Origin of the sequence: Pseudomonas sp. MEJ108, from assembly GCF_030208985.1 — a bacterium.
Lineage (GTDB): Bacteria > Pseudomonadota > Gammaproteobacteria > Pseudomonadales > Pseudomonadaceae > Aquipseudomonas > Aquipseudomonas fragariae.
Map to the genome: position 1 here is coordinate 20,310 of NZ_JARVSW010000024.1, position 12,989 is coordinate 33,298.

Genomic DNA, 12,989 nt, shown 5'->3' on the forward strand with positions numbered 1-12,989 from the left:
GAGACAATATCTCCCACAAAAAAGCCAGGACACAGGTCCTGGCTTTTCATTTGCTGCCGCGCGTTACAGATCGTTCAGAATGTCTGCCATGTCATCGGCGTGCTCTTCTTCCTGAGCAAGGATTTCTTCGAAGATGCGGCGGGTCGTCGGATCGTTGTCGCCGAGGTATTGAATGATTTCGCGGTAGCTGTCGACGGCGATGCGCTCGGCAACCAGATCTTCGTAGACCATTTCCTTCAGCGTGTTGCCAGCCACGTACTGCGCGTGGGAGTTTTTCGACAGCGTGTCCGGGTTGAACTCCGGTTCACCGCCCAGTTGCACGATACGCTCGGCCAGTTTGTCAGCGTGCTGCGCTTCCTGTTCTGCGTGCTCCAGAAACTCGGCTGCCGCGACGCTCGCTTTGAGGCCCGACGCCATGTAGTAGTGGCGCTTGTAGCGCAGCACACAGACCAGCTCGGTAGCCAGCGATTCATTGAGCAGGCGCAGGACCGTTTCGCGGTCAGCGCTGTAGCCTTGAGTCACAGCACCATCCTCAACGTTCTGGCGTGCGCGCTGGCGCAGAGTATTGACATCGGAAAGCTGTGATTGCGGTGCAGAATTCATCATTTATCTCCAGGACTCATCAGGTTTTGCTGTCTCGCTCTGTGTATTGCCCGGCAGGATCAGCAAGGGTTGTGAGTGTTGGAGAAGGGAAAAAGTTTTATCGGATTTTCGCAGGTGCGCAAGGTTGTGACTGAATGTAAAAATATAAGAAACGAGTGCTGAGCCTCGCGGTCCCAACCTTGAGACCCAAATAAATCGTGGAGATACACAATGCTCAAGTTCCTGGGAAGCACCGTTGGCATCATCTTTCTGATCGGCCTGGTCGTGGTTATCGCCCTGTTCAAGCTGGTTTTCTAGGCTCTGTACGAAAAGTCGGCGAGCGAAGGTCAGGCGAGGCAAAAACAGGCGAGGAAGCGGAGTCTACGTGTTGTAAATGAGCATTCCGAGCCTGTTTTTAACGAAGCATCACCGAGCGCAGCCACTTTTCGTACAGATCCTAAAAAAGCGTTCAACAAAAAGCCCGAGGCATTCATGCCTCGGGCTTTTTGTTTGTGCCTGCGTTTTGATTACATCGCTTTTTCGTTCTTCTCGCGTTGTTCGCAAGTCATGAAACCTTTGTTGGTCACACGCCCGTCGCTGTTGAAGCTGACGTGGTAAACCTGTTTGTGGCCGTCCTTGTTCATGACGTAGTTGTTGCAAGTGCCCGGGTTGACCTTGCGCTCGATGGTGCTCGACGGTTCACCGCCGATGGTCAGGACCTGCTGGCGCGTCATGCCGTTCTCGACCTGCTTGACCAGCGGCTCGTTGCGATAAGTGACGTAGTCCACCGGGTTCTGCACGGTTGTGTTGCTGCAGCCAGCCATCGTCGCCAATACAAAGGTCGCCGCGAAGAGTTTTTTGTACATCGTTGTTGCTCCACATGTCAGAGCCGGTTTTGGCCCGGTATGCCTTGGAGCCGGGAGGGGTCCAAGAGTTCGAAAAAAAGATGGCGATGAGGCAGTACCTTGCATCCACCCTGATGCCGTTGCTGATCCCCCGAACGCTATGACGATAGCGCATGAAAAGCGCTTTGAATATTCCTCGCACGTTCCCCAAAGGCCGAGGTCAATCTGATGGCATGGTTGAGCGTTTTGCTCAGCCTTGGGCTCGGTCATCGGTTGTCGGACCGTAGTTCGTTAATCAGCCGCTCCTCTGTGACGGCCAGGAAGATGCGATGAGCGATAAAGAACTGTATGAGATCGAGTACACCCTGCTCGGCGAGCACCACGTAGACATTATCGAGAATCTGGACGTGCCTATCATTGAAGTGGTGCACGAACTGGCGCTCAAGCATCACGTAGAACTGGACGAGCTTCCAATGGGTGAAGCCGGTCTGCCGCTTGCCGCCGGCATCACCGATGTGTCGATTCACAGCCTGGAGGGCAGCGAAGGCAGCGCGACTGTCTAATCCGCACCTGACCGCAGCGGCGTCGTCCAGCGTTCCGCGAGGATGACGCCGCACAGGGTCAGCGCTCCGCCGAACAGGTGATAGAGCGCCAGTTGCTCGCCCAGTGTCGCCGCGGCAATCAATGCCGTGGCGATGGGCATCAGGTTGAAGAACAAAGTTGTGCGGCTGGGGCCCAGGCGCATGATCGAGGTCATCCACAACCACGGCGCGAGCATCGACGTTGGAATCGCTGCATACAGCACCATCGGGAGGTTGCTCGCATTCAGGCCGGTTTTCGCCGATAGCATGAACGGCGGCAGCAAAACCATAATCGCCAGCAGGATCTGTACGTAAAGCAGCTGCAGGGGCGGCAGGCGCAACTGCCACTTCTTCAGCAGCGTGCTATAGACCGCATACGACGCGGCGGCCACCAGCACCATCGCGTCGCCCCGATTGACACCCTGCTCGATCAGGCTGGCCGGATTGCCCGCCGAGACCACAACCAGCACCCCCGCGAATGACAGCACTGCCCCCAGCAGCGCGCCCGAGGTCAGGCGAGTGCCGAGGCAGGCTATCGACAGCCCCAGCGCCATCATCGGCACCATCGACTGAATGATCCCCATGTTGGTGGCCGTCGTCAGGCTGGCCGCGAAGTACGCCAGGCTCTGATACAGCGCTGTGCCAAGCACGGCCAGAATGAAGATCTTGCCCAGTACCGGTTTGATCGCCGCGCGGTTCGCCCACACCGGCCCGAGCATGAACGGCGTGAACAGCAAGCCGGCCAGCGCCCAGCGATAAAAGCCTATTTCAGCCGGAAAGATCACCCCGGCAGACGCCTTGGTGACAGCTGTGTTGATCGCCCAGATAAGGACGGTAATCAGCGGGAAAGCGTATTGCATGAGGGGATCATCGTTAAAGCGAGGCGTAATTATCCGCCTGTTTGTCGAGAATGCCAGCGGCGATGTCCGGTGTCCCGTCACAGAGCGCAGACGCTGACTACACTGACTCTCAGCCTGTGCCGCCCGGTGCAGTGGATCTGGAGAGTGGATCGATGAACAAGCTCGGTATTCCTGTGCTGCTCGTAGGCTTGATGTTGTCTGCCCAGGGTTTCGCTGCGACCGCGCAGCAGAACAAAATGACCACCTGCAATGCCGACGCCAGCGCGAAGTCGCTGAAGGGCGATGAGCGCAAGACGTTCATGAGCACTTGCCTGAAAGCGGCACCGCCGCCGGCGGCCACCCAGCAGGAGAAGATGAAAACCTGCAACGCGACTGCCAGCACTCAGGCGCTCAAGGGTGACGCGCGCAAGAGTTTCATGAGCGATTGTCTCAAGAAGAAATAATTTTTCAGCCGGCCCCCTTGCTGCAGGTAACAGGCGCGGGTGCAGTAAACACTGCACTTTCGCGCCGTTCTCGAGCCGATCATCGGGCAGATGGTTGCTGCTTGTTTTTTAGCGCTTTCGGATCACTGGTTCTGGACTGCGAAGGCTGGCAGACTGCCCACCTTCCTTGTGTTGCCCGTTGAGGGTCTATGCCAACGTTTTCTGCGCGTCAGGTGTTAATAGCCAGCTGGATTCTTGTATTTGGCGGTCTGTTATTGGTGTTGCCATTCAAGTTATTGCCCAGCCTGCTGGCCGGACTGTTGGTGTTCGAGCTGGTCAACATGTTGACCCCCAAGCTGCAACGTCTGATCTCCGGCGAACGGGCGCGCTGGCTGGCTGTGGCGCTGCTGGGCACGCTGGTGGTCAGCCTGCTGACGCTGATTTTCGCCGGGGCCATCAGCTTTGTGCTGCATGAAGCCGAAAACCCCGGAGCCTCGCTCGACAAGTTCATGACCCTGGTGGATCGCGCACGTGGTCAGTTGCCACCGTTTATCGATGCCTATCTGCCTGCCAGCGCCGCGGAGTTTCAGGTTTCGCTCGGGCAGTGGCTGCAGAAACACGTCGGCGAGTTGCAATTGATCGGCAAGGGCGCGGCGCACATGTTCGTCACCATGCTGATCGGCATGGTACTGGGCGCGATCATTGCCTTGCAGCGTATCTCCGATGTGCATGCGCGCAAACCGCTGGCAGCCGCACTGTTCGATCGGCTGTACCTGGTCAGCCGGGCGTTTCGCAACATCGTTTTCGCCCAGATCAAGATTTCCCTGCTCAACACCGCGTTTACGTCGGTATTTCTGGCCGTCGTGCTGCCGCTGTGCGGGATTCACCTGCCGCTGACCAAGACCCTGATCATCATGACCTTCCTGCTCGGCCTGTTGCCGGTGGTGGGTAACCTGATGTCCAACACCCTGATCTTCATCGTCGGCATGTCCATCTCGATCTGGGTCGCGCTGGCGGCGCTGGGCTACCTGATCGTGATCCACAAGGTCGAGTACTTCCTCAATGCGCGCATCGTGGGCGGGCAGATCAATGCCAGGTCGTGGGAGTTGCTGCTGGCGATGCTGCTGTTCGAAGCCGCATTCGGCCTGCCGGGTGTGGTCGCAGGGCCGATTTACTATGCGTACCTGAAGAGCGAGTTGCAGAAGGAAGGGTTGGTCTAGGGCGCTTGCGTAGATAGGCGTCCGAAAGAACGTCTATCGTGCCAGTTCACCGCGTTGGCATGCAGTTCTGGACGCTCTACGTCTGCGGTGCTGCAGAGCATCCACATGGCTCGAAATACTTCCGCCCGTGGGAGTGAGCTTGCTCACGAAGAGGCCCGTGCAGCCGCTGGACATCCATTGATCAGGTAATCCGTCTTCGCGAGCAAGCTCGCTCCCACAAGATCAGCGATCTTTGACGCGGAGCATCACGAAGGGCATTGCCACGATAGGCGCATGACTAGCCGTAACGCTTCTTCGCTTCGATGGCCAGGCCGCTGCCGATGCTGCCGAAGATGTTGCCTTCGACGTGGCGTGCGTTGGGCAGCATGTCCGAGACGCTGTTGCGCAGGGCCGGGATGCCGCTTGAACCGCCGGTGAAGAACACCGTGCTGACCTGTTCGACACTCACTCCCGCATCGTTGAGCAAGTTCGTCACGCTGTTGCGCACGCGCTCAAGCTGGGCGTCGATCGCTGCTTCGAACATCACCCGGCTCAGGTCCACGCTCATTCCGGCTTCCACTCGATCCATGAGCAGGTGACGGCTGTCAGCGTGGGTCAGCTGGATCTTGGTTTCTTCCACTTCCATGGCCAGCCAGTGCCCGGCGCGCTGTTCGATCAGTTTGAACAGGCGATCGATGCCGCCGGTGTCTTCGATGTCGTAGCGCATGCTGCCCAGGGCCAGTTGCGACTTTTGCGAGTACACGGCGTTGATGGTGTGCCAGGTCGCCAGGTTCATATGGTGGCTGGTCGGCATGTACGCACCGCTTTTCATGCGGCTGCCATAACCGAACAGCGGCATCACGCCTTGCAGGCTCAACTGCTTGTCGAAGTCGGTCCCGCCGATGTGCACGCCACCGGTGGCGAGGATGTCCTGCTGGCGATCATCGTGCTGGCGTCGCTCGGGCGACAGACGCACCAGCGAAAAGTCCGAGGTACCGCCGCCAATGTCGACGATCAGCACCAGTTCTTCGTCCTGGATGGTGGACTCGTAGTCGAAGGCCGCAGCGATAGGCTCGAACTGGAACGACACGTCCTTGAAGCCGATCTTGCGTGCCACTTCAGCCAGCGTATCTTCGGCTTCCTGATCGGCCTGGGCGTCGTCATCGACAAAATGCACCGGACGGCCCAGTACGACTTGCTCGAATTCGCGTCCGGCCGTTTGCTCCGCGCGCTTTTTCAGCTCGCCGATAAACAGGGCCAGCAAATCCTTGAAGGGCATCGCCGTGCCCAGCACGCTGGTGTCATGTTTGATCAGCTTCGAGCCCAGCAGGCTCTTGAGCGAGCGCATCAGGCGGCCTTCGTAGCCTTCCAGATACTCGTGCAGCGCCAGGCGGCCATACACCGGGCGGCGTTCTTCCATATTGAAGAACACCACCGAAGGCAGGGTAATCTTGTCGTCCTCCAGCGCGATCAACGATTCCATGCCGGGTCGTTGCCAGCCGACAGTGGAGTTGGACGTGCCGAAATCGATACCGCAGGCACGGGCCGGGGATTGGTCATTCATGTCTTTTACGTTCCAGTCAAAAAACGGCCGCGCAGTTTATGTCAGCGCGGGCAAATTGCGTAGCGCGACACGTCGCTTATATTTACCTGGCTGTATTTGCGGCCAAGGCTTGAACTGAGGCCCGTTACCCCCAATCTTGTAGGGATTCTCGGTAGACCCTGTTGTCGGACACTATGTTGTCGAGCTATCGACCCGCCGGCAAAGGCGGCTGGTCTATCTGTATATTTTTCGACGTTAGGTAATCCAGATGCCTCGTGACAGAGGGAGCTGGGCGCGTGACGCCAGCGTATCTGGCTTTGCCGGATAATTCGGATGGGTGATCGTTACATGGATTTCAAAGACTACTACAAGATACTTGCCGTGGAGCCGACTGCGGACGACAAGGCGATCAAGACCGCCTATCGCAAACTCGCGCGCAAGTATCATCCGGACGTCAGCAAGGAGGCAGGCGCCGAAGACAAGTTCAAGGAAGCTTCCGAAGCCTATGAGGTACTCAGCAGCCCTGAAAAGCGCGCCGAGTATGATGAGCTGCGCAAATACGGTCGTCAGGGCCGCCCGTTCCAGACTCCGCCGGGCTGGCAAAGCCGCGCAGGCGCCGGGGCAGGCGGGTTCGAGGAAACGGCAGACTTCTCGGAGTTTTTCAGCTCCATTTTCGGTGGCCGGCCACAGCAGGGCGGGCGTACCCGCAACCCGGGGCGTACCGGGCAGGACGTGGAGATGGAACTGGCGGTGTTTCTCGAAGAAACCCTGTCGGGGGAATCCAAGCAGGTCAGCTTCAAGGTGCCGCAGCACAGCCCCAACGGGCAGCGCATGAGTGATATCACCAAGACCCTGAACGTGAAGATTCCGGCGGGCGTCGTCGATGGCGAGCGTATTCGCCTGAAGGGGCAGGGCGCGCCGGGCGTAGGCGGTGGTGCCAATGGCGATCTGTACCTGATCCTTCGCCTGGCCCCGCACCCGCTGTTCGAGGTCGAAGGCCATGATCTGGTCATCACCGTGCCGCTGGCCCCCTGGGAAGCCGTGCTGGGCACCAAGGTCGCCGTGCCGACGCTGACCAGCAGGCTCAACCTGACCATCCGCCCGGACAGTCAGAATGGTCAGCGTCTGCGGATCAAGGGTAACGGCTTGATGAACAAGAGTGGCGAACGCGGCGATCTTTATGCGCAGCTGAAAATCGTCGTGCCCAAGCACACCGACGAGGCTACGCGGGCGCTCTGGCAGAAACTGGCAGACAGTTCTTCGTTCGATCCCCGTGCGCAGTGGAAGGGTTGAGCGGAGCAGTCTTGCGACTCGGTCTTTTCTGCCTGGGCTGATGCGGCACCCGTATCTGCGGGCAGTCAGCCCCGGTCAGTTTTTCGGCAGCACCACATTGAAGGTCGTGCCCTCACCAATGGTCGAGGTCACAGTGATGCTGCCGCCGTGGGCGTTGACCACTTCCTTGACGATGAACAGGCCCAGGCCCAGGCTGGTCGACGTGCCGCGTGTTTCGCTGTTTTCCTCGGTGCTGCGCACCAGCGGATCGAAAATCGTCCCGATAGCGTCTTCGGCAATCGGTTTGCCTTCGTTGTGTACCACCAATATCACGGCTTTCTCGGCGCCCGTGACTGTCACCGTTATCTCGTGGCTGGCCGCACCATGCTGCAGGGCATTGCCGATCAGGTTTTGCAGCATCTGGCTGATCCGCCCGGCGTCCCAGTGGCCCTTGGTGTTGCCTTCTACGTTCAGCACCGGAGCAGAGTCCGGTCGCCCTGCACAGGCTTCTTCGATCGCCTCGCGGCAGGCGCTGGCCAGGTCCATGTATTTGCGTTCCACCGGCAGCCCGGCGCCCAGACGACTGCGTACGAACTCCAGCAGATCGCTGACCATCGAGCCCATATGGCGGGTGCTGGTCTGGATACGTGAAACATAGGACTGGGTTTTTTCGTCCAGCGTTATTTTGCGTGCCAGCAACTCGGTGGACATGCTGACGGCCTGCAGCGGTGCGCGCAGATCGTGACCGAGAATGGCAAGAAAGATATCCCGTGAGCGGCCAACCCGTTCCGCATAGGCCGCGGTGGATTCGGCAAGCGCCTCGTCGATGGCTTCGTTGAAGCGAATCACGTCCTGAAAATCAGCCAGTTGCGGCGCTGCCAGGCTTTCTACCCAGAGGCGGATGACGCTGGCGCGCAGATGGCGAAACTCCGACGTCATCTGCACCAGATCAAAACCGACCTCATGGCGCAACTCGCCATGGCTGCTGGCTGCTTCATCCAGGCTTGGCGTCTTGTTCAGCTCTTCGCCTCTGGCCTTGGCAATCTCCTCGCTTTTGCTCTGCGCGGTCTTCATGTCCCGTGCGGCGGCGAGCAAAATCGACCTGGCATGATCCCGCAGCTCGGCCTTGGTCATCGTTTCTGCCGCAGGTTTCAGGGTTCTGGCGAAGGCTTCCCATTCATCGACGATGCGATCCACATGAATAACGATGAATTCGGAAAGGCGCATGGCCGAGTACCTTGCTGGAGAGGCGTGACGAAAGATGGCGCATATTATCGCCTTTACAGAGCACGACAAACAGAGTGTTTACTGTCATTTCTGTCAGTAGACGCTGATTTCTATGGGGCCTATGTTCATTCGGCAGGTTAATCGAATGGAGGCCCTGAGCATGAGTGTCATGACAGTTACTGATTCGACCTTTCAGAAGGATGTCATTGAGGCGAGCAACCAAAAGCTCGTGGTGGTGGAATTCTCGACGAAAGTGAAGGTAAACAAGCGAGGCGAGGATAACGCCAGCGCCAGAATGGATACCATTTTTAATGCGCTGGAAGAGAAATATGCCGGAAAGGTCAGCTTGGTCAGGGTCGAGATCGAACTGGATTCGCATCTCAACCCGGTGACTTCGACTCAATATCAGATAAATCATGGTCCGACGATGGTTTTCTTCAAGGCTGGCGCAAGAGCAAGGGAAGACCTTGTCGGCCAGCAAACCAAAGAACGGATGACGCAAATCCTGGATGAATTGCTACCCGCTTCGTAATGGGAGAATGACCATGTCGAACACAGAACTCACAGCTTTTGTCGAAGAGCGTGTAACGCGTGCCCAGCAGACACTGGCTGATGGAAAAGTCAGCAAGCTCGACGACGTAGCGACAGGAAAACTGAGCGTTTTTCTCCCATTGCAGCGAGCATTGCAGGGCACCGGCACCCCCCAGGATCTGGGGGTACTGGACGCTATCAACGATACGCTGCAGTCGCTGAAAATATTGGAATCTAAAGAAACACTTCTGAATTACCAGAACAAAGCGGCCCGGGCCCGGGTCGTTAAGAACGATGCGGACTTCAGTTCCCAATGGACTGCAATCAGCCCGTTGGTGGTGTTGGAATTCAGCAACCCCGGCGTTAATGACCACGGTGAAGCGAACAACAGTACACGGACTGGGGCAATTCTCGATGAGCTAGCGCCTGAGTTTGCCGGGAGGGTCGTCATGCTTCGTGTGCCTGTGGACACTAGCCCAGCGACCGCCCAAAACTACAATGTCACCGTTACACCAACCGTCATCTTTTTCAAGAGCGGTAAAAAGATTGAGGAAACCGCTGATTTTCATCTGAAGTCCTGGTTCAGAGCCAAACTCAACGAGTTGCTTAGCCTCAAAGAATAAACCGAGCAATAAATATTGAAGGGCCTTCTGAAAGCGAAGGCCCTTGCTGATTCAAAACAGAAAATACCGCTGCGCCATTGGCAGCACATCGGCAGGTTCGCACCATAGCAGCACACCGTCGGCCTTGACCTGATAGGTCTGCGGGTCGACTTCGATGTCCGGCAGGTAATCGTTGTGGATCAGGTCTTTCTTCTGCACAGTGCGACAGCCTTTGACGACACCGATCTGCTTCTTCAGGCCCAGTGACTCCGGTACGCCGGCGTCGAACGCTGCCTGGCTGATGAAGGTCAGGCTGGTGGCGTGCAGCGAGCTGCCGAAGCTTGCGAACATGGGGCGGTAATGAACCGGTTGCGGGGTCGGGATCGAAGCGTTGGCGTCGCCCATCAGGCTGGCGGCGATGGCCCCGCCCTTGAGGATCAGGGTCGGTTTGACGCCAAAGAACGCTGGCCGCCACAGCACCAGATCCGCCCACTTGCCGACTTCGATCGAGCCCACTTCATGGCTGATGCCGTGGGTGATCGCCGGATTGATGGTGTATTTGGCGATGTAACGCTTGGCGCGGAAGTTGTCGTTGCCCGGGCCATCCTGCGGCAGTGGCCCACGCTGTTTCTTCATCTTGTCGGCGGTTTGCCAGGTGCGCATGATCACTTCGCCAACCCGGCCCATGGCCTGGCTGTCGGAACTGAGCATGGAAAAGGCGCCCAGGTCGTGAAGGATATCCTCGGCGGCGATGGTCTCGCGGCGGATGCGGCTTTCCGCGAAAGCCACGTCTTCGGCGATGCTAGGGTCCAGGTGGTGGCAGACCATGAGCATGTCCAGGTGCTCGTCGATGGTGTTGCGGGTGAACGGGCGCGTCGGGTTGGTCGAGCTCGGCAGCACGTTCGGCGAACCACAGGCCTTGATGATGTCCGGCGCGTGACCGCCACCGGCACCTTCGGTGTGATAAGTGTGAATCGTGCGGTTCTTGAACGCGGCCAGGGTGGTCTCGACAAAACCCGACTCGTTGAGGGTGTCGGTGTGGATCGCGACCTGCACGTCGTATTCGTCGGCCACGCTCAGGCAATTGTCGATGGCCGCAGGCGTGGTACCCCAGTCTTCGTGCAGCTTCAGACCGATGGCCCCCGCCTTGACCTGTTCGATCAGCGGGCCGGGCAGGCTGACGTTGCCCTTGCCGGTGAAGCCGATGTTCATCGGGAACGAGTCCGAGGCCTGGAGCATGCGCGCCATGTGCCACGGGCCGGGTGTGACGGTGGTGGCGTTGGTGCCCGTGGCCGGGCCGGTGCCGCCGCCGATCATCGTTGTCACGCCGCTCATCAGGGCCTCTTCGATCTGTTGCGGGCAGATGAAGTGGATGTGCGTGTCGACGCCACCCGCGGTGAGGATCATGCCTTCGCCGGCAATGACCTCGGTGGCAGCGCCGACGGCAATGGTCACGTCCGGCTGGATGTCCGGGTTGCCCGCCTTGCCAATGGCCGCGATACGCCCGTTCTTGATGCCGACGTCGGCCTTGACGATGCCCCAGTGATCGATGATCAAGGCATTGGTGATCAGCGTGTCGACCACCTCGGCGGCCAGCAGCTGGCCCTGGCCCATGCCGTCACGAATGACCTTGCCACCGCCGAACTTCACTTCTTCGCCATAGGTGGTGAAGTCCTTCTCGACCTCGATCCACAGCTCGGTGTCGGCCAGGCGAACCTTGTCGCCGACGGTGGGGCCGAACATGTCTGCGTAGGCCTGTCGGCTTATCTTCATCTCTCGTACCTCGGATTCAGAGCGGCAAGCTGCAGGCCGCACACTGTAATGTGTTCAAAGCGACAAGCTGAAAGATGCAAGCTGCAAGTCTTTAGTCGTCACATGCTTTTCTCTTGAAGCTTGAAGCTTGAAGCTTGAAGCTTGAAGCTAAAGCTCCCCCATCACTCGCCCGGCAAACCCGTAAACCTTGCGCAGGCCGGCCAGGTCGACCAGCTCGACTTCGCGGGACTGGCCCGGTTCGAAGCGCACGGCGGTGCCTGCCGGAATGTTCAGGCGCATGCCCCGGCTGGCGGCGCGGTCGAAGGTCAGTGCGTCGTTGGTTTCGAAAAAGTGGAAATGCGAGCCCACCTGAATCGGCCGGTCGCCGCTGTTGGCGACGGTCAGGCTGAGGGTGCGGCGTCCGGCGTTGAGTTCGATGTCGCCGGGCTGGATCTGGTATTGACCAGGGATCATGTCGGTTGCCCCAAGGTTTTGAAATAAATGGCGGTCGGCCGATAGCGACCGTCCGGTGTGGCGCAATAATCCGGCAGCTCCCCGACACGGTGGTAGGCCAGCGCGCTGTAGAAGGCTTCAGCCGTCGAACCTGCTTCGGTGTCCAGGTGCAGCAGCCCACGCTTGTGTTTCACCGCAGTCTGTTCGACCTCCTCCATCAGTTGCCTGCCCAGGCCGCGACCTCGGGCTTGCGGCAGAACCATCAGTTTTTGCACTTCGGCGCGGTTCAGGCCGTTGGGCTTCTGACACAGCGACAACTGCGCGCTGGCCAGCACATGGCTGTCCTCGGCCACCACCCACAGCAGCAGATCGCCTGCGGCGATATCGGCCTTCAGGCTATCGCACCAGGCATACGCCTGCTGCATATCCAGATCCGCCATGAACCCGACCGATGCGCCGCCGTGAACCGTGTCGAACAGCAGTTGCGCCAGGCCATGGCGATAATGCGCGAAGCTTTCAGCGGTAACACGTCGCAGTTGTGCATGGTTCATGGCGTGCTCTCTAGAGGGGCTTGGGTGAGAGGGGCTTGGGTGCCTGTGAAGCGGGCGCAGGCGCACCGGGCGACAGGTCGAGCTGCATGAACGTCAGGTCCAGCCAGCGGCCGAACTTGGTGCCGACCTGCGGCATTTGCCCGGTAATCTTGAAGCCCAGGCGATCATGCAGGGCGATGGACGCAGCGTTACCGCTTTCGATGGCCGCGACCATCATGTGCTTGTCACAGTCGCGGGCGCGCTCGATCAAGGCGTCCATCAGGCGCGGGCCCAGGCCTTTGCCGCGCTGGTCGGCGCGCACGTAGACCGAATGCTCGACCGTATGGCGAAAGCCTTCGAACGGCCGCCAGTCGCCAAACGACGAATAGCCGAGCACTTCGCCGGCGTTGTCGACCGCCACCAGAATCGGATAACCCTGACTCTGGCGAGCTGCGTACCAGGCCTGGCGGTTGGCCAGATCAACCGGCTGCTCGTTCCAGATAGCCGTGGTGTTGAGCACTGCATCGTTGTAGATGTCCAGAATGCCCGGCAGATCGTCCGGCAGGGCATCGCGAATCACGTCCTGCATG

The 12,989-nt window shown here is 59.0% G+C and carries 16 protein-coding genes and 1 pseudogene; 8 read left to right on the plus strand and 9 right to left on the minus strand.

Annotated elements, in window-relative coordinates:
* Positions 1-63: 63 nt before the first annotated feature.
* Entirely contained in the window at positions 64-603 is a 540-nt protein-coding gene (locus tag QRN50_RS12880) for a ferritin-like domain-containing protein (protein ID WP_003400308.1), read from the minus strand.
* A 210-nt stretch (positions 604-813) separates the two neighbouring features.
* Between QRN50_RS12880 and QRN50_RS25870 the strand changes: the two genes are divergently transcribed.
* Positions 814-900 carry a small membrane protein YohP gene (locus QRN50_RS25870; protein WP_441344152.1) on the plus strand — a complete coding sequence of 29 codons (87 nt, stop codon included), beginning with the start codon at positions 814-816 and terminating at the stop codon, positions 898-900.
* A 209-nt stretch (positions 901-1,109) separates the two neighbouring features.
* Here the strand turns inward: QRN50_RS25870 and osmE are convergent, their stop codons facing one another.
* On the minus strand, positions 1,110-1,448 hold the full coding sequence (gene osmE, locus QRN50_RS12885) for an osmotically-inducible lipoprotein OsmE (protein ID WP_003431761.1): 339 nt from the start codon (positions 1,446-1,448) through the stop codon (positions 1,110-1,112).
* Between the two features lie 308 nt (positions 1,449-1,756).
* Here osmE and QRN50_RS12890 point away from each other — a divergent pair, with 308 nt between their 5' ends.
* On the plus strand, positions 1,757-1,990 hold the full coding sequence (locus QRN50_RS12890; protein ID WP_003317034.1) for a hypothetical protein: 234 nt from the start codon (positions 1,757-1,759) through the stop codon (positions 1,988-1,990).
* Here the strand turns inward: QRN50_RS12890 and QRN50_RS12895 are convergent.
* The gene (locus QRN50_RS12895; protein WP_003400306.1) at positions 1,987-2,868 is read right to left on the minus strand and encodes a DMT family transporter; all 882 of its coding nucleotides are present in this window, start codon (positions 2,866-2,868) and stop codon (positions 1,987-1,989) included. The two genes, QRN50_RS12890 and QRN50_RS12895, sit on opposite strands and share 4 nt — an antisense overlap.
* 152 nt (positions 2,869-3,020) lie before the next feature.
* Here QRN50_RS12895 and QRN50_RS12900 point away from each other — a divergent pair, with 152 nt between their 5' ends.
* Both QRN50_RS12900 and QRN50_RS12905 read left to right on the plus strand, forming a co-directional pair.
* Positions 3,021-3,311: a PsiF family protein gene (locus QRN50_RS12900; RefSeq protein ID WP_003368898.1), complete on the plus strand. Its 291-nt coding sequence runs from the start codon at positions 3,021-3,023 to the stop codon at positions 3,309-3,311.
* 188 nt (positions 3,312-3,499) lie between these two features.
* A complete protein-coding gene (locus QRN50_RS12905; protein ID WP_003400304.1) occupies positions 3,500-4,510 on the plus strand; it encodes an AI-2E family transporter in 1,011 nt (336 codons plus the stop codon).
* Positions 4,511-4,787: 277 nt separating this feature from the next.
* Here the strand turns inward: QRN50_RS12905 and QRN50_RS12910 are convergent, their stop codons facing one another.
* Entirely contained in the window at positions 4,788-6,053 is a 1,266-nt protein-coding gene (locus tag QRN50_RS12910; RefSeq protein ID WP_096126933.1) for an Hsp70 family protein, read from the minus strand.
* A gap of 327 nt (positions 6,054-6,380) precedes the next feature.
* Here QRN50_RS12910 and cbpA point away from each other — a divergent pair, with 327 nt between their 5' ends.
* Positions 6,381-7,325: a curved DNA-binding protein gene (cbpA, locus tag QRN50_RS12915; RefSeq protein WP_096126934.1), complete on the plus strand. Its 945-nt coding sequence runs from the start codon at positions 6,381-6,383 to the stop codon at positions 7,323-7,325.
* 75 nt (positions 7,326-7,400) lie between these two features.
* Here the strand turns inward: cbpA and QRN50_RS12920 are convergent, their stop codons facing one another.
* Positions 7,401-8,531 carry a sensor histidine kinase gene (locus QRN50_RS12920; RefSeq protein WP_024641206.1) on the minus strand — a complete coding sequence of 377 codons (1,131 nt, stop codon included), beginning with the start codon at positions 8,529-8,531 and terminating at the stop codon, positions 7,401-7,403.
* A gap of 160 nt (positions 8,532-8,691) precedes the next feature.
* Here QRN50_RS12920 and QRN50_RS12925 point away from each other — a divergent pair, with 160 nt between their 5' ends.
* The 3 genes and pseudogenes from QRN50_RS12925 to QRN50_RS25735 all read left to right on the plus strand — a co-directional run bounded on the left by QRN50_RS12925 (position 8,692) and on the right by QRN50_RS25735 (position 9,685).
* Positions 8,692-9,063: a thioredoxin family protein gene (locus tag QRN50_RS12925; protein ID WP_024651866.1), complete on the plus strand. Its 372-nt coding sequence runs from the start codon at positions 8,692-8,694 to the stop codon at positions 9,061-9,063.
* Between the two features lie 13 nt (positions 9,064-9,076).
* Positions 9,077-9,313 (plus strand): annotated as a pseudogene (locus tag QRN50_RS25730) (thioredoxin); the annotation flags it as partial.
* Between the two features lie 198 nt (positions 9,314-9,511).
* Complete coding sequence (locus QRN50_RS25735) at positions 9,512-9,685, plus strand: thioredoxin family protein (RefSeq protein ID WP_308455320.1); 174 nt, start codon at positions 9,512-9,514, stop codon at positions 9,683-9,685.
* Between the two features lie 51 nt (positions 9,686-9,736).
* Here QRN50_RS25735 and ureC read toward each other — a convergent pair whose 3' ends face one another.
* The 4 genes from ureC to QRN50_RS12950 all read right to left on the minus strand — a co-directional run bounded on the left by ureC (position 9,737) and on the right by QRN50_RS12950 (position 12,988).
* Positions 9,737-11,437 carry an urease subunit alpha gene (gene ureC / locus QRN50_RS12935; RefSeq protein ID WP_011269033.1) on the minus strand — a complete coding sequence of 567 codons (1,701 nt, stop codon included), beginning with the start codon at positions 11,435-11,437 and terminating at the stop codon, positions 9,737-9,739.
* A 147-nt stretch (positions 11,438-11,584) separates the two neighbouring features.
* A complete protein-coding gene (locus tag QRN50_RS12940) occupies positions 11,585-11,890 on the minus strand; it encodes an urease subunit beta (protein WP_003391866.1) in 306 nt (101 codons plus the stop codon).
* A complete protein-coding gene (locus QRN50_RS12945) occupies positions 11,887-12,420 on the minus strand; it encodes a GNAT family N-acetyltransferase (protein WP_003400278.1) in 534 nt (177 codons plus the stop codon). The genes QRN50_RS12940 and QRN50_RS12945 overlap by 4 nt, the downstream gene beginning before the upstream one ends.
* Before the next feature lie 10 nt (positions 12,421-12,430).
* Positions 12,431-12,988, minus strand: a complete 558-nt coding sequence (locus QRN50_RS12950; RefSeq protein ID WP_024651865.1) for a GNAT family N-acetyltransferase — start codon at positions 12,986-12,988, stop codon at positions 12,431-12,433.
* Position 12,989: the final 1 nt, after the last annotated feature.